At 31.0% G+C, this 21,791-nt stretch carries 19 protein-coding genes; 14 read left to right on the top strand and 5 right to left on the bottom strand.

All coding sequences use genetic code 11. From position 1 onward, the window contains the following. Positions 1-24: 24 nt before the first annotated feature. The 3 genes from Q4528_RS02755 (at position 25) to Q4528_RS02745 (ending at position 2,876) form a co-directional block, all read left to right on the top strand. A complete protein-coding gene (locus Q4528_RS02755) occupies positions 25-915 on the top strand; it encodes an EMYY motif lipoprotein (protein WP_046466459.1) in 891 nt (296 codons plus the stop codon). A 147-nt stretch (positions 916-1,062) separates the two neighbouring features. Further along, the gene (gene ytxJ / locus Q4528_RS02750; RefSeq protein ID WP_017636805.1) at positions 1,063-1,383 is read left to right on the top strand and encodes a bacillithiol system redox-active protein YtxJ; all 321 of its coding nucleotides are present in this window, start codon (positions 1,063-1,065) and stop codon (positions 1,381-1,383) included. 368 nt (positions 1,384-1,751) lie between these two features. Further along, entirely contained in the window at positions 1,752-2,876 is a 1,125-nt protein-coding gene (locus tag Q4528_RS02745) for a glycerate kinase (RefSeq protein ID WP_213406029.1), read from the top strand. A 68-nt stretch (positions 2,877-2,944) separates the two neighbouring features. On the opposite strand, the gene pepT is transcribed toward Q4528_RS02745, so the two are convergent. The 4 genes from pepT to gdpS all read right to left on the bottom strand — a co-directional run bounded on the left by pepT (position 2,945) and on the right by gdpS (position 6,756). Continuing rightward, positions 2,945-4,174, bottom strand: coding sequence for a peptidase T (gene pepT, locus Q4528_RS02740; protein ID WP_046466461.1), 1,230 nt, complete (start codon positions 4,172-4,174; stop codon positions 2,945-2,947). Between the two features lie 13 nt (positions 4,175-4,187). Continuing rightward, positions 4,188-4,682, bottom strand: coding sequence for a threonine/serine exporter family protein (locus tag Q4528_RS02735; protein WP_017636808.1), 495 nt, complete (start codon positions 4,680-4,682; stop codon positions 4,188-4,190). 15 nt (positions 4,683-4,697) lie between these two features. Further along, positions 4,698-5,459: a threonine/serine exporter family protein gene (locus Q4528_RS02730; RefSeq protein WP_017636809.1), complete on the bottom strand. Its 762-nt coding sequence runs from the start codon at positions 5,457-5,459 to the stop codon at positions 4,698-4,700. A gap of 226 nt (positions 5,460-5,685) precedes the next feature. Beyond that, the gene (gdpS, locus tag Q4528_RS02725) at positions 5,686-6,756 is read right to left on the bottom strand and encodes a GGDEF domain-containing protein GdpS (protein ID WP_029056481.1); all 1,071 of its coding nucleotides are present in this window, start codon (positions 6,754-6,756) and stop codon (positions 5,686-5,688) included. A gap of 454 nt (positions 6,757-7,210) precedes the next feature. On the opposite strand from gdpS, the gene Q4528_RS02720 reads away from it, so the two are divergent. Further along, positions 7,211-8,290, top strand: a complete 1,080-nt coding sequence (locus tag Q4528_RS02720) for a glycosyltransferase family 4 protein (RefSeq protein WP_017638186.1) — start codon at positions 7,211-7,213, stop codon at positions 8,288-8,290. Between the two features lie 77 nt (positions 8,291-8,367). Here Q4528_RS02720 and Q4528_RS02715 read toward each other — a convergent pair whose 3' ends face one another. Next, positions 8,368-9,009, bottom strand: coding sequence for a YigZ family protein (locus Q4528_RS02715; RefSeq protein ID WP_096807839.1), 642 nt, complete (start codon positions 9,007-9,009; stop codon positions 8,368-8,370). Between the two features lie 138 nt (positions 9,010-9,147). Between Q4528_RS02715 and fakB1 the strand changes: the two genes are divergently transcribed. The 10 genes from fakB1 (at position 9,148) to uvrB (ending at position 21,789) form a co-directional block, all read left to right on the top strand. Beyond that, on the top strand, positions 9,148-10,014 hold the full coding sequence (gene fakB1 / locus Q4528_RS02710; RefSeq protein ID WP_017638184.1) for a fatty acid kinase binding subunit FakB1: 867 nt from the start codon (positions 9,148-9,150) through the stop codon (positions 10,012-10,014). Between the two features lie 55 nt (positions 10,015-10,069). After that, a complete protein-coding gene (locus tag Q4528_RS02705; RefSeq protein WP_026083526.1) occupies positions 10,070-11,374 on the top strand; it encodes a DEAD/DEAH box helicase family protein in 1,305 nt (434 codons plus the stop codon). Further along, the gene (locus Q4528_RS02700) at positions 11,375-12,049 is read left to right on the top strand and encodes a ComF family protein (RefSeq protein ID WP_017638182.1); all 675 of its coding nucleotides are present in this window, start codon (positions 11,375-11,377) and stop codon (positions 12,047-12,049) included. Between the two features lie 62 nt (positions 12,050-12,111). Continuing rightward, positions 12,112-12,687, top strand: coding sequence for a ribosome hibernation-promoting factor, HPF/YfiA family (gene hpf / locus Q4528_RS02695; RefSeq protein WP_017638181.1), 576 nt, complete (start codon positions 12,112-12,114; stop codon positions 12,685-12,687). Between the two features lie 571 nt (positions 12,688-13,258). Next, positions 13,259-15,793, top strand: a complete 2,535-nt coding sequence (secA, locus tag Q4528_RS02690; RefSeq protein WP_029056486.1) for a preprotein translocase subunit SecA — start codon at positions 13,259-13,261, stop codon at positions 15,791-15,793. A gap of 286 nt (positions 15,794-16,079) precedes the next feature. Continuing rightward, a protein-coding gene (gene prfB, locus Q4528_RS02685; protein WP_096807838.1) for a peptide chain release factor 2 occupies positions 16,080-17,187 on the top strand; the annotation gives its coding sequence in 2 pieces (ribosomal slippage) (positions 16,080-16,151 and positions 16,153-17,187; 1,107 coding nt in all). 402 nt (positions 17,188-17,589) lie between these two features. Further along, entirely contained in the window at positions 17,590-18,387 is a 798-nt protein-coding gene (locus Q4528_RS02680) for a COG3942 and LysM peptidoglycan-binding domain-containing protein (protein ID WP_070452471.1), read from the top strand. A gap of 202 nt (positions 18,388-18,589) precedes the next feature. Beyond that, complete coding sequence (locus tag Q4528_RS02675) at positions 18,590-19,231, top strand: YfbR-like 5'-deoxynucleotidase (protein ID WP_017638176.1); 642 nt, start codon at positions 18,590-18,592, stop codon at positions 19,229-19,231. 5 nt (positions 19,232-19,236) lie between these two features. Then, on the top strand, positions 19,237-19,464 hold the full coding sequence (locus Q4528_RS02670; protein WP_017638175.1) for a CsbA family protein: 228 nt from the start codon (positions 19,237-19,239) through the stop codon (positions 19,462-19,464). 339 nt (positions 19,465-19,803) lie between these two features. Further along, positions 19,804-21,789 (top strand): excinuclease ABC subunit UvrB, encoded by a 1,986-nt coding sequence (gene uvrB / locus Q4528_RS02665; protein ID WP_029056489.1) that lies wholly within the window; start codon positions 19,804-19,806, stop codon positions 21,787-21,789. Positions 21,790-21,791: the final 2 nt, after the last annotated feature.

Here is a 21,791-nt window from a genome sequence, read left to right as displayed (position 1 = left end):
TGTTCTATGGTAAGGGGTGCAAATATGAAAAAAATAATACTTATCCCAGTGATTTTCCTCATTATTATCTCGTTAACAGCATGTAGTAATAAAACTAATTCAGATTTAAATCATTTTGAAAGCAAATTAGATGAAGTGAATCATAAACAAGATAAATTAAAAAAAGTTATGAAAAAAATAAATCTTAAAGAATTAGATCATTTAAGTAAAACAGACACTACTGATAAAAACAGAAAAGAGTTTATTAAACTTCAAGATGATATTGATCAACAATTAATACCTGCATTTAAAGAATACGAAAAATCTGCAAAACAATTGCCTGCTGAAACAAAAGAGGTTAAAGAGTTAAAATCTGAGTATCTTAAAACTGTTAAAGATAAAAAAAGTTCAATATATGATTTGAAAGATTTTGTAGACTTGTGTAACGATTCAATCAAAGATAATGAAGATATTTTAGATTATACTAAATTATTTGAGAAGAACCGCTCTCAAGTTGAAAAGAAAATAAATAATGCTTCTAATAAAGAAGATGCAAATCAATTAACATCAAAATTAGAAAGTAATAATAAAGATTTAAAACAAACTGCCAAAAAATATTTAGATACGTCTACAAGTGATGCAAAAACAGCCAAAAAAGCAATTGAAAATCATATTTCTCCTTTAATTGAGAAACAAATTAAAGATATAAATCAAACTAATATTTCTGATACAAATGTCGATAATGCCCGTAAGAACGCGATTGAAATGTACTATAGTTTAGAGAATTATTATGATACTCGTATTGATACTATAGAAGTTGGTGAAAAAATATCTAAAATAGATGTCGATAAGTTGCCAAAAGAGGGTAAAGATATAGATAAGAAAGATAAGGAATTTAATTCGAAATTAAAAAAGGTAAAACAAAAAAACAATTAATTTTGATTAGAATTAAATAAATTAAATAACCAAGGTTAACATTGCTAAGTAAAATGTGTATAATTGTACCCACTGATATTATTTTCGGGATATGAATATCACGCATATGCTCAGAAAATGTGATAAATACTTTTAGAGGTGAATAGAATGGCTATAAAGCTGAGTTCAATTGACCAGTTTGAACAAGTGCTAAATGAAAATAAATATTTATTTGTTTTAAAACATAGCGAAACTTGTCCAATTTCTGCAAATGCGTATGATCAGTTTAATAAATTTTTATATGAACGCGATATGGATGGTTACTATTTAATAGTACAGCAGGAGCGTAAGTTATCGGACTATATTGCTGAAAAAACAAATGTAAAACATGAATCACCACAAGCATTTTACTTCGTCAATGGTGAAATGAAATGGAATGCTTCACATAGTGATATCAATGTTTCATCATTAGCTCAAGCAGAAGAATAATTTTTTCAGATAAGTGAACAAATAATTGAGTAATGAACGTAAATTTAAATTAATTCTATGTTCATTTAAAAGATAAAAGTCATTTTATTACTATGATGTAGTAGTGAAATGGCTTTTTTAGTTATTAAAACGAAATATGGTTTATCATTTATGGTTTGCTGATGAATAAGATATAATAAATCAATATTCAAAATGTAATTGTTTTAATATAATTTGTAATAGCTTTTATTGTGAAATACGCAGCATTCATATGTATAATATGTTAGTGTAAAATATTAATTATACGATGAATCTATAAATTATATTTAAAACATCATATAAATGATTTTAATAAGTAACACTATATATAAAACAAGGTGGTTAAGGCGATGAAAGTTTTAGTAGCCATGGATGAATTTAATGGTATTATTTCTAGTTATCAAGCAAATAGATATGTAGAAGAAGCGGTTGCTAGTCAAATTGAAAAGGCAGATATAGTGCAAGTGCCATTATTTAATGGCCGCCATGAATTAATGGATTCTGTCTTTTTATGGCAGTCTGGTAGTAAATATCGAGTTGCCGCTCACGATGCAGATATGAATGAAGTAGAGGCAATATATGGTCAAACTGATAGTGGAATGACAATTATAGAAGGTAATTTATTTTTAAACGGTCAAAAACCAATTCAACAAAGAACTAGTTATGGTTTAGGAGAAATATTAAACGCAGCACTAGACAACGATGCTAAACATATTATTATTTCATTAGGTGGAATTGGCAGTTTCGATGGTGGAGCAGGGATGTTACAAGCCTTAGGTGCCAAATTCTATGATGATGAAGCAAATATTGTTGATGTGACAAAAGGTGCCCATGTCATTAAATATATTAGACGTTTAGATTTTTCAGAAATTCATCCGAAATTAGCTGAAGCTAATATTCAAGTGATGTCAGATTTTTCTAGTAGATTATATGGTAAGCAAAGTGAAATTATGCAAATGTATTCTACGCTAGGAATGACTCAAAATGAAGCAGCAGAAATAGATAATTTAGTATGGTATTTTAGTGAATTATTTAAAAGTGAGTTAAAAGTGACGATTGGACCTATCGAGCGTGGTGGTGCTGGTGGCGGTATTGCTGCGGTATTAAAAGGATTATATCAAGCAGAAATTTTAACTAGTCATGAGCTTGTAGATCAAATTACACATTTAGAAGATTTGGTACAACAAGCAGATTTAATTATTTTCGGTGAAGGGTTAAATGAACGAGACCAATTGTTGGAAACTACGACATTACGTATTGCAGATTTAACCGAAAAGCATAATAAAACATCAATTGCTATTTGTGCTACTGACGATAAATTTGATTTATTCGAAGGTAAAGGTGTGACGGCAATGTTTAATACATTTATCGACATGCCTGAAACTTACACTGATTTTAAAATGGGTATTCAAATTAGACATTATACTGTTCAAGCATTAAAACTATTAAAAACACAATTTGATGTTAATCAATAAAATAAACTAAATAACACGCCTTGGTTGTCATTTTGTATAAGACAATCAAGGCGTGTTTATTATTGTATTTATTTATTTGAATTGGCTACTTCTTCAGCTATACCTACCATAACGTGGATAGCTTTTTCCATTACATTAATAGAAGCATATTCATAAGGACCATGGAAATTGCCACAACCTGTAAAAATATTTGGTGTTGGTAAGCCCATAAATGAAAGTTGTGAACCATCTGTACCACCGCGAATTGGATCGGTATTTGGTTTAATATCTAATTGATTGAATACTTTAGTTGGAATATCAATAATATGTTGATGTGGTTTTATTTTTTCAGCCATATTATAGTATTGATCTTCAACATCAACTTTAACAGGATAATTTTCGAAATGTGAGTTAATATCATCACGAATTTCCATAAGTCGTTTTTTACGTAAATCGAATTTCTTTTTATCATGATCTCGAATAATATATTGTAAAGTTGCTTTTTCAACGTTACCTTCAAAGTTCATTAAATGATAGAAACCTTGATATCCTTCAGTTCGTTCAGGAACTTCGTTTGGAGGTAACAAACTATTAAATTGTTGTCCAAGTGAAATGGCATTAATCATAGCATTTTTGGCAGAACCAGGATGTACGTTCACACCATGACAAGTAATAGTAGCTGCTGCAGCATTAAAGCTCTCGTATTGTAGCTCACCAAGTTGACTACCATCCATTGTATATGCGAAATCAGCATTAAAACGTTCAACATCAAATTGATGAGGACCGCGACCAATTTCTTCATCTGGAGTAAAGCCAACACGGATTTTACCATGTTTAATTTCGGGATGTTCAATAAGGTATATTAGACCTTCCATAATTTCAACTACACCGGCTTTATCGTCAGCACCTAATAATGATGTACCATCAGTAATCATTAGCGTATCACCGATGACATGTTTAAGTTCAGGGAAGACTTTAGTATCTAAAATTCGGTTTGTTTGTCCTAGTTGAATTGGTTTTCCATCATAATTTTCAATGATTTGCGGATTAACACCAGTCGCATTAAAGTCGGGTGATGTATCAACATGTGCTAAAAATCCAACAGTTGGTACGTCCGCATCTATGTTGCTTTCTAATGTAGCAAACAGATAACCATGATCATCCATATCTGTTTCAAGGCCCAAATCTTTTAATTCTTTCTCCAATAGATTTAGTAAATCCCATTGTTTAGTTGTAGAAGGCGTAACATTAGAATTTGGATCTGATTGTGTATCAATTTTTACATATCTTGTTAATCTATCAATTATTTGTTCTTTCATGTTAGACATCCCCTTAAACTCTGTTATTCATATTATAAGATTTCTTATAAGATTTACCTTTAATCTTACCATAATACTGTTTGATACGTGTGTAGATATAATAGATAATTTCTGCAACAAGAATACCAAATGAAATCGCACCAGATATTAGTGTAACTTCTAAAAAGGTATTTACTGCATTTGTATAATTATTTGAAACTAAATAACGTGTAGCTTCATAAGCTGCGCCACCAGGTACAAGTGGGATAATTCCAGGAACAATGAAAATGATAACAGGTCTTTTGTAACGTCTACTCATCGTATGACTTAATAATCCTAATATTAAGCTACCTAAAAAGGAAGCACCTACTTTACCAAATTGCATGTCTACAGTGAATTGATAAATAGTCCACGCTACCGCACCGACAAACCCACAAGCTAACAATAGTCGACGAGGCGCATTAAAAATGATGGAGAATAGGACTGTGGAAATGAAACTGATTGTAAAGTGAAATAAATAAAATAACAATATGAACAGCCTCTCTTAAAAAATTAGTAATACAATTGCAACACCGGCACCAATAGCAAATGCAGTTAACGCTGCTTCAACACCTCTAGACATACCTGCTAATAGTTCTCCTGCAAGCAAATCTCGAATTGCGTTGGTAATTAGAATACCAGGCACAAGAGGCATTACACTAGCAATAGTAATAATATTTTGATTGGTCGCTAAGCCAATTTTAGAACTTGCAACTGCTATTGATATAACGACTGAAGCAGCAACAAATTCTGAGAAAAATTTAATTTGGATATAACGTTGAACTAGACTAAAGGTTAAAAATGCAGCGCCTCCAGCTATCGCAGCTATCCAACAATCTGATGCGACACCACCAAACATAAATAAGAAAAATCCGCATGCAATGGCTGCTGCAAATAAATTAATTAAAAAAGAATATTGCAACGAAGCACTTCTAAGGTGGATTAATTCAGACTTAGCTTCATCTATTGTAAGTTGATTGTTAGAAATTTTACGAGATAAGCTATTTGTTAAAGCTATTTTTTCCAAATCTGTCGTTCTCTCTCTGATTCGTATCAGTCTTGTACTTGTTCGATCATTTAATGAAAAAATGATAGCGGTAGAAGTTACAAAACTATATGTATCATATAAGCCATAGCTATGTGCAATTCTATTCATTGTATCTTCAACTCGGTATGTTTCAGCACCCGCTTCAAGTAATATTCTTCCAGCAATCAATACAACATCAATCACTTTATTTTCATCAATGATAGTGATTGAGTCAGACATGAACAACCACCTCCTAGTTAATTTATTGATATGAATAATTGAAGTGTACAACTTGCGCTAACAACTTTCAATAGAGGAAGGCAGATTGAAAAGATTATGTAATGAAGAAAGTAGAAGGGGAGAATAAAAATAAAAGCAAAAAGAAGACTTAATTTAGTTGTCTTCTTTTTGCTTCTAATGTTGGAATTTATTTCCTAGGTTATGACTACCGTTTAAAAATAGGTCATTATAATTTGATAATTGGATTAAACATTACCTTATTTCTACCTTCGCTTTTCGCGACATGGACCATGTCATCTGCATCTTTAAATACGCGTCTTTGAGATTTACGATCATCTCTCGTTAAATATCCTACACCGATAGAGACTGAAAGTTTGATGACTTCCTTATTAGGTAAATGGAATGACGATTTTTCTACACCTTGTCTAATGTTTTCAGCGAGTTTTACACTTTGATCTAATGTGTAATCATTAATGACAACTGAAAATTCTTCTCCACCATTTCTAAAAATTGAAAATTGTTTGGGAACATAATTTTTTAGTAATTGAGACATTTGTTTTAATACAGCGTCACCTGCTTGGTGAGTATATGTATCATTAACATCTTTAAAACCATCAATATCAATAAGTAATAAACCTAAACTTTCTTTATGTTCTTCAGTATATTTTGATAATTGATTTAAATGTCTATCAAATTCTTTAACATTTCCAAGTCCAGTTAAATAATCATATTTATCTTCGTTTTCATAACGATTAACTAATGAGAAGAAATGCCATATGTCTACGAAAGTAATTGCAGAGGCAATTGTAATGATAAATGAAATAGGAATTAAGATAGCAATCTCAATCAAATCATATATCGGACTAAATAAAGCTAAAATAAATAAGATGATAATACTAATCGTATTTAAAATAAGTAAAGATACGATGTCGTTTTGTTTCAAAAATGGACCTACAGCACTAACGACACCAGCAATAACAATTAGAGTAATACCATAGATAATTGAATTATCGAAAATAAGCACATCTACTAGTGCTACAATAATAGCAGAAGTAAGTGTATAAATCATATTGGTATAACGCCCTAAAAATAATAAAGGAACAAATGTTAAATGTACTAAGTATTCTAAACGGAATGGTATAGGATAAGCAGCTAATAATAGTGCTACAAGCGTCATTAAAACAGTGACATATTCTTTTGAAAAGACCATTCTTTTATTTTCAGAGTATTGCAGTCTATGAAATAAATAAATACCTGCAACCATGACTGAAATATTATATATAATTGCTTCAAACATAGTTTTACCGACTCCTTTATTGACCAATAGTTATTGTAAGTGAAAACTTACAATTTGTCATTAGTCAGACTAAAATTTTCCTATACATAATAGAGATTAATGTTAAAATATAAATTTAAGTGATATGATGAAAAAAATGAGTTTCGTCGTAAGAGATTTTTTGTTTCATTGTAGATAATACATAGTATTAATATTGTTATTATATGGGATGTTTTGTAAGACTAATAACTATTTTTACAAGGGAATTGTTTATATGGAATACTGATTCCAACAATACGTGTATAATATATAATTAGAAATAAGCGCTTTTAAGTATAAAAGGTAACGTTTAATGAAAATGTAGAAATACGAAGGATATTTTAATTTATAATAAATAAAGGAAGTAAAATGGTTGGATTTCTTAATATTTTTCTTTAATGATAGAAACTAACTTAAATTTGATGAAGGTGAACTGATGTATACATTATTACTTATTGCATTTACTATGATAGTCAGTTTAATAATAACCCCCATTATTATTGCGATATCTAAAAAATTAAATTTAGTAGATAAACCCAACTTTCGTAAAGTACATACAAAGCCAATTTCAGTAATGGGTGGTACGGTTATTTTATTTTCATTTTTAGTTGGAATGTGGCTCGGACATCCAATTGAAAGAGAAGTAAAACCATTAGTCATTGGCGCTATTTTAATGTACGTTGTTGGATTAATTGATGATATTTATGATTTAAAACCATACTTAAAATTAGCTGGCCAAATCATAGCAGCTTTAGTTGTTGCGTTTTATGGAGTCACAGTCGATTTTATTTCACTACCAATGGGACCAACGATTCATTTCGGTATTTTAAGTATTCCTATAACAGTGATTTGGATTGTAGCTATAACTAATGCGATTAATTTAATCGATGGTTTAGACGGATTAGCATCTGGCGTGTCAGCGATTGCTTTGATGACAATAGCATTTATTGCAATTTTACAGGCGAATGTTTTTATTATAATGATTTGTTGTGTATTAATCGGATCATTATTAGGTTTCTTATTCTATAATTCTCACCCAGCTAAAATATTTTTAGGTGACAGTGGGGCACTGATGATAGGATTTATAATTGGATTTGTATCATTGTTAGGTTTTAAAAATATTACATTTATAGCTTTATTTTTCCCAATCGTTATTTTAGCGGTACCGTTTATAGACACAATTTTTGCTATGATACGCCGAATGAAAAAAGGTCAACATATTATGCAAGCAGATAAATCCCATTTGCATCATAAATTATTAGAACTTGGTTATACTCATCGCCAAACTGTACTATTAATTTATTCAATTGCGATATTATTTAGTTTATCAAGTATTATACTTTATCTATCACAACCACTCGGTGCTTTAATGATGTTTATTTTAATTCTATTAACTATTGAACTTATTGTTGAATTTACTGGTTTAATTGATGATAATTATAAACCAATATTAAAACTCATTACTAAAAGAGATAATCGTCCGCAACATCAATACGAAGAAAAACATGATCACTAAACGAGATAAAGCTATCAAAAAATGACATATGAGCATTTACTATTAATAAATGCATGTCGTTTTTTTGATAGCTTTTTTTAGTCTGTAGAGATATCGAAAGGTAGCATTTTGCTATCTTCAGTTTGGATTTCATAATTCCCAGCGGTTGTTTTATTTAAGAACTCGATAAACTTATCGTACTCTGTTTGAACTACATCTATTTCATAACTTACTTTGTCAGTATAGCTTTGATTTCTAAGCATAAAAGTAGTTGATTCTAATTCGTATTCAAATTTGCCAGTTTGATCGTAACTTAAAGTGACTGTCACTGATATAGCTGATCTCAATTCTACACGGCCAATGTCGTAAATCACATCTCGGACAGCACCACTATATGCTCTAATAAGTCCGCCACCACCGAGTTTAATTCCACCAAAGTAACGAGTGACAACAACACAAGCATCATGAATATCTAGTTTTTTTAATATTTCTAACATCGGTACACCTGCTGTGCCACTTGGTTCACCGTCGTCGTTTGCTTTTTGAATATTCATTTCAGGACCTACTGTATAGGCTGAACAATTATGCGTTGCATCTTTATGTTGAGTTTTAACTTCATTGATAAATGATTTAGCTTCTTCTTCAGAAGTCACCGGTTTAATATGAGCAATAAAACGTGATTTATTAATAACATTTTCAAATGTATGTTCTTTTTTTACAGTGATGATTGGTTTTGACATCGTTTCACTTCCAAATCTATAATTTTCATATTAGTATTATACACTCTGTAAATACTTAAAATAAAATGTTTAAATGGCAATTTCTTTTTTTGATAAAATATTGTATTATTACTATGAGTATAATTGAGGAGGACTACTATGAAGATTGCTGTAATGACTGATTCTACTAGCTATCTATCTCAAAATTTAATCGATAAATATGATATTCCAGTTGCACCATTAAGTGTGACGTTTGATGATGGTGTAAGCTATACAGAAAGTACAGATGTAGATATTGATCGTTTTTATGAAAAAATGGCAACGTCTGCGACAATACCTACTACAAGTCAACCTGCTGTAGGTGAATGGATTCAACGATATGAAAACTTAAGAGATAAAGGCTATACAGATGTAATAGTTGTATTCTTATCTAGTGGAATTAGTGGGAGCTATCAATCTGGTAAGCAAGCTGGTGAAATAGTAGAAGGCATTAATGTATATGCATTTGATAGTAAGCTTGCGGCTATGATGGAAGGTTGTTACGTATTACGTGCAATTGAAATGGTGGAACAAGGTTATAAGCCAAATGATATCATAGCAGAATTAACAGATATGAGAGAACATACAGGCGCTTATTTAATAGTAGATGATTTAAAAAATCTACAAAAAAGCGGACGAATCACAGGTGCACAAGCTTGGGTTGGGACATTGTTAAAAATGAAACCAGTACTTAAATTTGATGACGGTAAGATAGTTCCTGAAGAGAAGGTACGTACGAAAAAAAGAGCACTTAAAGCATTAGAAGAAAAAGTGTTAAACCAAGTTAAGGACTTTGATGAAGTAACGATATTTGTGATTAATGGTGATAAGACTGAAGATGGTAAAGCATTACTAGACTCTGTTAAAGAAAATGCACCATCACATAGTCAAGTTGCTTATTCAGAATTCGGACCGGTAATCGCTGCCCATTTAGGTTCAGGTGGATTAGGTTTAGGTTACACTGCCCGTAAAGTAAGACTTGATTAATATTTATAGAGGACATATTGGATTGTACATCAACAATCTAGTATGTCTTTTTATTTTGGAGGAAAATAAAATATTACAATATGGAAAAATCATTCAACCAGATGTGACAATAACTAATGAACAGATCGCAAATATAAGTAAAGGCGTCATATTGAAAAATAATCGATGGCATTGTGTTCAATGTGAAACGAATAAACAAATATATTTTCATAGTTACTATTCTGATTATAATGAGAAGGAAATTGTTTATTGTAGAAAATGTATTCAATTAGGTCGTATGGATAGTCAGACTGATTATAGAATATTGCAGAGTAAACAAAAGGTTTCAGAATGTAATTATCAATTAGACTTCAATCTTTCTGAACAACAAAACTATGCTTCAAAACAAATTGTAGATGCTATAAAAGAGAAAAGAAAGATACTGCTTTATGCAGTAACCGGAGCAGGAAAGACAGAAATGATTTTCGAAGGTATAAAAGTAGCTAGAAATAAAGGTGATAACATAGCCATTATATCACCACGAGTTGATGTAGTTGTAGAAATAAGTCAACGTATTAAAGATGCTTTTTCTCAAGAAAACATAGATGTGTTACACCAAAATTCACCACAACAATTTGATGGACATTTTATCATTTCAACCGTGCATCAATTATATAGATTTAAAAATCATTTTGACATCATTATTATTGATGAAGTAGATGCTTTTCCGCTTTCTATGGACGATGATCTAATTAGTGTGATTCATTCAGCCTCTAAACATTCAGCATGTCAAATTTTCATGACAGCAACACCACCGAGAAAACTATTATCTTCCATAGAAAAAGACAATGTAATTAAACTGCCTGCAAGATTTCATAGACAACCTTTACCAGTTCCAATTTTCCAATATTTAAAATTCAACTCTCGAAAAATTCAATTTAAGTTATTAAATATTCTGATAGAACAAATACAATGCCAACGTTATACATTAGTATTTTTCAATCATATTAATAGCATGATTGAAGCCTATGAGCACTATCAATCACATATTCCAAATTTAATCTATATTCATAGCGAAGATGATGAGCGGTTTGAAAAGGTTAATTCCCTAAGAGAAGGTAAGCATCCAATAGTTTTCACAACAACCATTCTCGAAAGAGGGTTCACCATGGAAAAATTAGATGTAGTCGTTACAGAAGCGGATCAATTTTCAAAGGAGGCATTGATTCAGATAGCAGGTCGTGTAGGAAGAAAGAAACAAGCGCCAACAGGAAAAGTAATTTATTTGCATAATGGTGTATCAATGGCAATGATTTTAGCAAAGAAGGATATTAAAGACATGAATAAATTAGCTATTAGGAAAGGCTGGCTAGATATATAAATGCAACGATGTTTACAATGTTTAAATCCAATCAACGAAGCTATAACGATTATTAATTTTTATAAACCTCCAAGTGTTATATGTGAAAAGTGTTCTGAATTGTGGCAGAGAATAAGTTTAAAAGACGAATTTAAAAGGTGTACCCGCTGTTTAAAAGCTTTAGATAAAGATGAACAAAATTGTGAGGATTGCTTATTTTTAAAACAACATTTTAATATTGATTACCAATTAATATGTGATTATAAATACGAAGGAATTATGAAAGATATGATACATCAATATAAATTCTTGAAAGATCAATATTTAAGTAAGGTCATTGCTGAAATGATTAACGTACCAAAAGTGGATTATGATTATATCATTCCTATACCATCTCCCCATGAACGTAATATAATGAGAACTTTTAATCCAGTTGTAGAAGTATTAAAAGCTAAAAATGTGACTTACGATAATATATTGTCAATGAAATTAAGACCTAAACAAGCAAACTTAAATAAAAGATTACGCATAAAGGAAAGTAATCCATTTTATATTAATGAAGAAGTTGATTTAACTAATAAAGCAATATTACTCATAGATGATATTTATACAACAGGATTAACTATTAACCATGCAATGTGTAAATTATCTGAATTAAATGTCAGAAAATTCAATGTGTTTGCGTTTGCAAGATAAGTGCGACGTGGTAAAATATAATTAAGCATTACCAATATAAGAGGTTAAAGGAGAGATTGACTATGATTAGATTTGAAATTCATGGAGATAACCTCACTATCACAGATGCAATTCGCAACTATATTGAGGAAAAAATTGGTAAGTTAGAGCGTTACTTTAATAATGTGCCAAATGCAGTTGCACACGTTAAAGTTAAAACTTATTCAAATTCAACTACTAAAGTTGAAGTAACAATCCCTCTTAAAGATGTTACTTTAAGAGCTGAAGAAAGACACGATGATTTATATGCAGGTGTTGATTTAATTACGAATAAACTTGAACGTCAAGTTAGAAAATATAAAACTCGTGTAAATCGTAAGCACCGTGATCGTGGTGATCAAGAAGTATTTGTTGCTGAAGTTCAAGAAGCACCACCTGAAGAAATTAGTGGCGCAGAAGAAAGTACAGACAATGATATTGAAATCATCCGTTCTAAACAATTTAGTTTAAAACCAATGGATTCTGAAGAAGCAGTTTTACAAATGAACTTACTAGGTCATGATTTCTATATCTTTACTGATCGTGAAACAGATGGCACTAGTATTGTATATCGTAGAAAAGATGGAAAATACGGTTTAATCGAAACATCTGAACAATAAAACTTAGATAAAGCTTATCTTAATTGAAATAAGCAAATTTGTTTTTATAATTAAATGGACAGATAGATATGGGGGAGTGAGATTAGGGATTCATATAGGAATTCCTTCTCACTTCCTTTTTATATTTAAAGCTACTTGATAGATTAATGAATGAAAATTTATGGTTTAATAGAGGGTAAATAATGCTTATTTATATATAGTCTCACATATCATACAACGTTAACCATTATTGAAAATAACGAATTTCATATACCGTATAATAAATTTCGTAATTTATGCGAAGTTTATTTATTTGAGACGAGAAATAATACATAGTAACATGTTAGAATTAACTTGTTGACAATTCATTAGATTCAACATAAACATAGCATCATGCTAACTAAAATTTAGATGTTTGAATTTATGAAGAAAATAGCGTAAAGTATGTAAGCCTTAAAGACAAAAAATATTTACGTCATTGATAAAGGATAATTAGATATCCGAATGAGTATTTAAGTATAATTCTAAATGTATAAATGGTAAGATAAATTGTTGAAAGCCAAACAGTTTTTTAGCTAAAGGAGCGAACAGAATGGGATTTTTATCAAAAATTGTTGACGGCAATAAAAAAGAAACGAAAAAACTAGGGAAATTAGCTGACAAAGTACTCGCATTAGAAGAAGATACAGCTATTTTAACTGATGAAGAGATACGTAATAAAACGAAAGAATTTCAAGAAGAACTTTCTAAAATTGAAGATGTAAAAAAACAAAATGATTATTTAGATAAAATATTACCTGAAGCATATGCGCTTGTAAGAGAAGGTTCAAAACGTGTATTTAATATGATTCCTTACAAGGTTCAGGTAATGGGTGGTATTGCGATTCATAATGGTGATATTGCCGAAATGAGAACTGGGGAAGGTAAAACATTAACTGCAACAATGCCTACATATTTAAATGCATTAGCAGGTCGTGGTGTGCATGTTATCACTGTCAATGAATACTTATCTAGTTTCCAAAGTCAAGAAATGGCTGAATTGTATGAGTTCCTAGGTTTAACAGTTGGTTTAAACTTAAACAGTAAAACAACGACAGAAAAACGTGAAGCATACGCTCAAGACATCACATATAGTACTAATAATGAATTAGGCTTTGATTATTTAAGAGATAACATGGTAAATTATGCTGAAGAACGTGTAATGCGACCACTTCATTTTGCTATCATCGATGAGGTCGATTCTATTTTAATTGATGAAGCAAGAACACCATTAATTATTTCTGGAGAAGCTGAAAAATCAACATCTTTATATACTCAAGCAAATGTATTCGCTAAAATGCTTAAAGCGGATGAAGATTATAAATATGATGAAAAAACTAAATCTGTAAACTTAACAGAACAGGGTGCCGACAAAGCTGAACGTATGTTCAAAATTGATAATCTATATGATGTACAAAACGTAGATATTATTAGTCACATTACAACAGCATTAAGAGCTCATGTTACGTTACAACGTGACGTTGACTATATGGTTGTTGATGGAGAAGTACTTATCGTAGACCAATTCACAGGTCGTACAATGCCTGGTAGACGTTTCTCTGAAGGTTTACACCAAGCGATAGAAGCTAAAGAAGGCGTTCAAATTCAAAATGAATCTAAGACAATGGCATCTATCACATTCCAAAACTATTTCAGAATGTACAATAAATTAGCTGGTATGACTGGTACAGCTAAAACAGAAGAAGAAGAGTTCAGAAATATATATAATATGACAGTAACTCAAATTCCTACTAATAAACCAGTTCAACGTGTCGATAAATCAGACTTAATTTATATTAGTCAAAAAGGTAAATTTGATGCAGTTGTAGAAGATGTAGTTGAAAAACACAAAAAAGGTCAACCAGTTCTATTAGGTACTGTAGCTGTTGAAACGTCAGAATATATTTCAAACTTATTGAAAAAACGAGGCGTTCGACACGACGTTTTAAACGCTAAAAACCATGAACGTGAAGCAGAAATCGTAGCAGGAGCAGGTCAAAAAGGCGCTGTAACGATTGCCACAAACATGGCAGGTCGTGGTACGGATATTAAACTAGGTGACGGCGTTGAAGAAATCGGTGGTTTAGCGGTTATAGGTACAGAACGTCATGAATCACGACGTATTGATGACCAATTACGTGGTCGTTCTGGTCGTCAAGGTGATAATGGTGATAGCCGATTCTATCTTTCACTACAAGATGAACTAATGGTACGTTTTGGTTCAGAACGTTTACAAAAAATGATGAACCGACTAGGTATGGATGATTCTACACCTATTGAATCTAAAATGGTTTCAAGAGCTGTAGAATCCGCACAAAAACGTGTTGAAGGTAATAACTTTGATGCACGTAAACGTATCCTAGAATATGATGAAGTGTTACGTAAACAACGTGAGATTATTTATAAAGAAAGAAACGATATCATTGATAACGAAGATAGCTCACAAGTTGTAGATGCAATGTTACGTTCAACATTACAACGAGGCATTAACTATCATATTAACGAAGAAGAAGAAAACTTAGATTATCAACCATTTATTAACTATATAAATGATGTTTTCTTACAAGAAGGCGAATTAAAAGAATCAGAAATTAAAGGTAAAGATTCTGAAGATATTTTCGAAGTGGTATGGGCTAAAATTGAAAAAGCTTATGCTGAACAAAAAGAAACACTTGGCGATCAAATGAACGAATTCGAACGAATGATTTTATTACGTTCAATTGACAGTCATTGGACAGATCACATTGATACAATGGATCAATTACGTCAAGGTATTCATTTACGTTCATATGCACAACAAAATCCATTACGTGATTATCAAAATGAAGGACATGAATTATTCGATATAATGATGCAAAATATCGAAGAAGATACATGTAAATTTATTTTGAAATCAGTAGTACAAGTTGAAGATGACATTGAACGTGATAAAACAACTGATTTTGGTGAAGCAAAACATGCATCAGCTGAAGATGGTAAAGAAAAAGTTAAACAAAAACCTATAGTTAAAGGTGAAGAAATAGGTCGTAATGACCCTTGTCCTTGTGGAAGTGGCAAGAAATATAAAAATTGCCATGGTCAAGCATAATTTTGTGTAAAACAATGACAATAATATTTGATAGCCTGGGGCATAATTGTCTCAGGCTTTCACTTTTTGTAGAATTTAAAAAAACGGAGTTTAAAGAAGAGTTAAATGCTGTTAGCAAGCATTCATCTCTTTGATGACACGTTTATTTATCATACACTGCACTTAATCTTGAATATGATAGAATATAAATGTATAAAAATGATGTATCTGTTTATTTAAGATTAATTAAAAATAATATTTATGTTAAAACAATAAATCAAACTACAAGTGAAATAGGAGAGACATTATGGAATTATCAGAAATCAAACGAAATATAGATTCGTATCAAGACAATTTAAGTCAAATTAGGGGGTCTCTTTGACTTAGAAAATAAAGAGACTAATATACAGGAATATGAAGAAATGATGACTGAACCTAATTTTTGGGACAATCAAAATAAAGCACAAGATATTATAGATAAAAATAACGCTTTGAAATCTATCGTTAATGGTTATTATAAATTAGACGAAGCTGTTGAAGATATGTCAGCAACTGTTGAACTTTTACAAGAAGATTATGACGAAGACTTGAAACAAGAATTAGAAAATGACGTCGTTGCATTTAAAGAAGATATTGATCGTTTCGAATTACAATTACTGTTAGACGGTCCATATGATGCGAATAATGCTATTTTAGAGCTACATCCTGGCGCAGGTGGCACTGAATCACAAGATTGGGTGAGTATGTTATTAAGAATGTACCAACGCTATTGTGAACAGAGTGGTTTCAAAGTAGAAACAGTTGACTATTTACCTGGTGATGAAGCAGGAGTGAAAAGTGTGACATTATTAATTAAAGGTCATAACGCTTATGGTTATTTAAAAGCTGAAAAAGGTGTGCATAGGTTAGTTAGAATTTCACCTTTTGATTCGTCAGGTCGACGTCATACATCATTCGCATCTTGTGACGTTATTCCAGACTTTGATAACGATGAAATTGAAATCGAAATTAATTCTGATGACATTACAGTTGATACATTTAGAGCATCTGGTGCAGGTGGACAACATATTAATAAAACAGAATCAGCAATTAGAATTACCCACCATCCTACTGGTATTGTTGTTAATAACCAAAATGAACGTTCACAAATTAAAAACCGTGAAGCAGCTATGAAAATGTTGAAATCAAAATTATATCAACTTAAATTAGAGGAACAAGCACAAGAAATGGCAGAAATTCGTGGAGAACAAAAAGAAATAGGATGGGGAAGTCAAATTCGTTCATATGTATTCCATCCTTATTCAATGGTAAAAGATCATCGTACCAATGAAGAAACTGGTAAAGTAGATGCTGTAATGGATGGAGATATTGGTCCATTTATTGAATCGTATTTAAGATGGCAAATGGATAAATAAGTTATAAGTTAAATAGGCAACAATTGGAATAATATTTTGAAAGGTGCTTACGTGATAAGCGCCTTTTTAATTTATAATTTTTTAAGTATGTAGTAGTTAAATGTTTTGAAATCCATTTTAATAACGCAAATACGTATATTTGAAAAAGACTATAACTAAATAACTCTATGCAATTAGTAGTTTGTAATATTACTCAGTAATATTTTGACTAGGTGTAAAAATAGCCTAAAAAATTAATGGGATGACTGATACTAATGAATTTGTAATGAAATATATATGGCAAGTTTATATTATTGTGTATAAATATTATATTACATCAATTTAACATTACTCATTTTAAAATAATATTGTGGTATATTAAATTCATCAAATTAGAATTTACAACAAAGGAATGACATATTAATGAAGAAGACGTTTTTAGTATCATTATCATCAGCAGCTGCATTTATTGCATTAAGTAATGTTGCAGACGCTCAAGAACAAACATCTATATCTAATGTTAATGCATCTCAGAATGTAGCAGCAGTTGAAGCTGACAGCACGAGCCAATATATCGTCAAATCAGGTGATACGTTGTATCAAATCGCTTTAGATCATGATATTACTTTAGACGAATTGTATAAACTTAATCCTGGAGTAACACCATTAATTTTCCCTGGAGATATTATTGTAGTATCGCCAACAGGATTAGCAAACCAAGTTCAAAATACATCATATAGCTCTAATCAATTCGAAGCTGAAGAACCAATTCCATCAGCAAGTACACAATATAATAATGTGCCACAAGTATCAGCACCTCAAGTACAATATACAGCAGAACCATCGTATGAAGGTTCAAATGGTTTACATTCAATAAGTAATTCTGGGAACTTATATGCATTTGGTAATTGTACTTATTATGCATTTAATAGACGTGCTGAATTAGGCAAACCAATTGGTAGCCTTTGGGGTAATGCTGCTGACTGGGCTACCAGCGCTAGAAATGCAGGTTTCACAGTAAACAATACTCCAGTTGCAGGAGCAGTATTCCAATCTAATCCAGGTACTAATGGTGCTGGAGGATATGGGCATGTAGGTGTTGTTGAAAAGGTAAATAGTAATGGTACACTTACAGTTTCTGAAATGAACTGGAACGGTGGATTTAATGTTAAATCATATAGAACAATCACAAATCCAGGAAGTTATAATTATATACACTAATCTTTAACATTTAATAGGATTAAAATAGCAGTAATACAATGATTTAAAATTATTGTATTGCTGCTCATTTTTTATCAATATTTTGTGTACTAAGTGAAGGTTTTGAAAACGATATTAGGATATTACTTTTAATCATAACGATGATTGGTATAATAAAAAATAAGTCTTCATCTATGATTAAATATAAAGGAGGCATCACACAATGGGCATTCATCAATATTATAAAAGATTATCTGATTTGGAAAAGCTTATTAGGTTGCCTGGCAAATTTAAATATTTTGAACATAACGTAGCTGCGCATTCATTTAAAGTAACTAAAATAGCACAATATTTAGGTACTGTAGAAGAATATAATGGTAATGTCATTGACTGGAAAAGTTTGTATGAAAAAGCTTTGAACCATGATTTTGCAGAAGTGTTTACTGGAGATATCAAGACCCCTGTAAAATATGCTAGTAGAGAGTTGAAAATGCTTTTTTCTCAAGTTGAAGAAGAAATGGTAGAGAACTTTATCGAGGAGGAAATTCCTTCTCAATATCGTGATATTTATAGGTTGAGACTACAAGAAGGTAAAGATGACTCTATAGAAGGTCAAATACTAGCTGTAGCAGATAAAATTGATTTACTTTATGAAACGTTTGGAGAAATACAAAAACGTAATCCCGAACCATTATTTTTCGAAATATATGAAATGAGTTTAGAAACGATTATGCAATTCGATCATTTAGCTTCTGTTCAAGATTTTATTGATAATGTAATTCCTGAAATGTTAACTGAAAACTTTATCCCAAGAACTGAATTACGTGAAACGACAATGACAATACTTAATAAAAGAAACAGGTGAAATAAATGATTTGGTATGCATGTGCTGCATTTTTTCCTTGTATATTAATCGTTCTCTTTAGTGTAGTTACTAAAAATAAATGGATTGGTACTTCCGTAACTTTAATATTAATAGCTACGTCAATTTATAAAGGTTTTTTCCACAATGAATGGATTATCTTTATAGATGTTGTATCATTGCTAGCCGGATATTTAATCATAGATCAATTAGAATTTCACAAAAGAGAAGAATAACAGAAACAATACACTGAATTAACCATCATGATAAATAAATATTAGTTTAGAAAGCAAGCATAGTTCGTTAACTATGTTTGTTTTTTGTTTATCATATAATATAAAAATTTTAGCGAACAAATGTTTGTATTTCGTGGTGAAAATTTGTTAAAATAGATAATAAATTATGAATAAATAATCCCATGTATACTTATAAGAACAGACTGATGCATGACTAATAAATAATAAGGGAAATAGATTAATAAATTCGTATAGTAGGAGTAACACTCTTTCAAAGATACTCAATTAATAATAAGTAATAGATTTTAGATGCAAACAACTTAGGAGGCGTATGTCGTAATGGTCGAACATTATCCATTCAAATTAAATTCAGAGTTTGATCCACAAGGTGACCAACCTGAAGCTATAAAGAAAATTGTAAAGGGTGTTGAAGAAGGTAAAAGACATCAAACATTACTTGGTGCAACTGGTACGGGTAAAACATTTACAATGAGTAATGTGATTCAACAAGTTGGTAAACCTACATTGATAATCGCACATAACAAAACATTAGCTGGCCAATTATATAGTGAATTCAAAGAATTTTTCCCTGAAAATAGAGTGGAATATTTCGTTAGTTATTATGATTACTATCAACCTGAAGCATATGTACCATCTACGGATACTTTTATAGAAAAAGATGCTTCTATTAATGATGAAATTGATCAATTAAGACACTCTGCGACAAGTGCATTGTTTGAGAGAGACGATGTTATCATCATTGCTAGTGTAAGTTGTATTTATGGTTTAGGTAACCCAGAAGAATATAAAGATTTAGTTGTTAGCGTCCGCGTTGGTATGGAAATGGAACGCAGCGAATTACTAAGAAAATTAGTAGATGTACAATATACTAGAAATGATATAGATTTCCAAAGGGGTACATTTAGAGTCCGCGGTGATGTGGTAGAAATTTTCCCAGCATCTAGAGAAGAAATGTGTATTCGAGTGGAATTTTTCGGAGATGAAGTAGATCGAATTAGAGAGGTTAACTATTTAACTGGCGAAGTTATTAGAGAACGTGAGCATTTTGCTATATTCCCAGCATCTCACTTCGTTACTCGTGAAGAAAAAATGAAAGTAGCAATCGAACGTATTGAAAAAGAATTGGAAGAACGATTAAAAGAATTAAGAGATGAAAATAAATTACTTGAAGCCCAAAGATTAGAACAACGTACAAATTATGATTTAGAAATGATGCGGGAAATGGGCTTCTGTTCAGGTATCGAAAACTATTCAGTTCATTTAACATTACGACCATTAGGTTCTACACCTTATACATTATTAGATTACTTTGGTGATGATTGGTTAATTATGATCGATGAATCTCACGTAACATTGCCTCAGGTTAGAGGGATGTATAATGGTGACAGAGCGCGTAAACAAGTTTTAGTTGATCATGGTTTCAGATTGCCAAGTGCTTTAGATAACAGACCACTAAAATTTGAAGAATTTGAAGAAAAAACAAATCAATTAGTATATGTATCAGCAACGCCAGGACCATACGAACTAGAACATACTGATGAAATGGTCGAACAAATTATTAGACCTACAGGATTACTAGATCCGAAAATTGATGTACGTCCAACAGAAAACCAAATTGATGATTTGTTAAGTGAAATTCAAGATAGAATTGATAAGAATGAAAGAGTACTTGTTACAACGTTGACGAAAAAAATGAGTGAGGACTTAACTACCTATATGAAAGAAGCGGGTATTAAAGTAAATTATCTTCATTCAGAAATTAAAACGCTTGAAAGAATAGAAATTATTCGAGATTTAAGAATGGGTACATATGATGCCATCGTTGGTATTAATTTACTAAGAGAGGGTATAGATATTCCTGAAGTTTCTTTAGTAGTCATTTTAGACGCGGATAAAGAAGGATTTTTACGTTCTAATCGCTCATTAATTCAAACAATTGGACGAGCAGCACGTAATGATCGAGGCGAAGTAATTATGTATGCTGATAAAATTACAGATTCAATGAGATACGCCATTGATGAAACACAAAGACGTCGTGAAATACAAACAGCGCATAACGAAAAATATGGTATTACGCCTAAAACAATTAATAAGAAAATTCATGACGTTATTAGTGCTACTGTTGAAAATGACGAAACAAATGAAAATAAACAAACTGAACTACCTAAGAAAATGACTAAAAAAGAACGACAAAAAACGATAGAAAATATAGAAAAAGAAATGAAAAAAGCAGCTAAAGATTTGGACTTTGAAAAAGCAACAGAACTGAGAGATATGTTATTTGAATTAAAATCAGAAGGGTGACA

This window comes from Staphylococcus pasteuri, from assembly GCF_030547725.1.
GTDB classification, from domain to species: Bacteria; Bacillota; Bacilli; order Staphylococcales; family Staphylococcaceae; genus Staphylococcus; species Staphylococcus pasteuri.
Note: the sequence above shows the minus strand (reverse complement) of the source record. Positions and strands in the feature narration are given on the sequence as shown.

What these genes read in the sequence shown, in the direction of transcription:
- gdpS (WP_029056481.1), bottom strand. Translation starts at nt 6,756, where the DNA reads ATGTTTGAAGCAATTATATATAATATTTCAGTCATGGTTGCAGGTATT.
- ytxJ (WP_017636805.1), top strand. Translation starts at nt 1,063, where the DNA reads ATGGCTATAAAGCTGAGTTCAATTGACCAGTTTGAACAAGTGCTAAAT.
- pepT (WP_046466461.1), bottom strand. Translation starts at nt 4,174, where the DNA reads ATGAAAGAACAAATAATTGATAGATTAACAAGATATGTAAAAATTGAT.
- hpf (WP_017638181.1), top strand. Translation starts at nt 12,112, where the DNA reads ATGATTAGATTTGAAATTCATGGAGATAACCTCACTATCACAGATGCA.
- Q4528_RS02720 (WP_017638186.1), top strand. Translation starts at nt 7,211, where the DNA reads ATGTATACATTATTACTTATTGCATTTACTATGATAGTCAGTTTAATA.
- Q4528_RS02715 (WP_096807839.1), bottom strand. Translation starts at nt 9,009, where the DNA reads ATGTCAAAACCAATCATCACTGTAAAAAAAGAACATACATTTGAAAAT.
- Q4528_RS02755 (WP_046466459.1), top strand. Translation starts at nt 25, where the DNA reads ATGAAAAAAATAATACTTATCCCAGTGATTTTCCTCATTATTATCTCG.
- Q4528_RS02680 (WP_070452471.1), top strand. Translation starts at nt 17,590, where the DNA reads ATGAAGAAGACGTTTTTAGTATCATTATCATCAGCAGCTGCATTTATT.
- fakB1 (WP_017638184.1), top strand. Translation starts at nt 9,148, where the DNA reads ATGAAGATTGCTGTAATGACTGATTCTACTAGCTATCTATCTCAAAAT.
- Q4528_RS02670 (WP_017638175.1), top strand. Translation starts at nt 19,237, where the DNA reads ATGATTTGGTATGCATGTGCTGCATTTTTTCCTTGTATATTAATCGTT.
- Q4528_RS02745 (WP_213406029.1), top strand. Translation starts at nt 1,752, where the DNA reads ATGAAAGTTTTAGTAGCCATGGATGAATTTAATGGTATTATTTCTAGT.
- uvrB (WP_029056489.1), top strand. Translation starts at nt 19,804, where the DNA reads ATGGTCGAACATTATCCATTCAAATTAAATTCAGAGTTTGATCCACAA.
- secA (WP_029056486.1), top strand. Translation starts at nt 13,259, where the DNA reads ATGGGATTTTTATCAAAAATTGTTGACGGCAATAAAAAAGAAACGAAA.
- Q4528_RS02730 (WP_017636809.1), bottom strand. Translation starts at nt 5,459, where the DNA reads ATGTCTGACTCAATCACTATCATTGATGAAAATAAAGTGATTGATGTT.
- Q4528_RS02700 (WP_017638182.1), top strand. Translation starts at nt 11,375, where the DNA reads ATGCAACGATGTTTACAATGTTTAAATCCAATCAACGAAGCTATAACG.
- Q4528_RS02675 (WP_017638176.1), top strand. Translation starts at nt 18,590, where the DNA reads ATGGGCATTCATCAATATTATAAAAGATTATCTGATTTGGAAAAGCTT.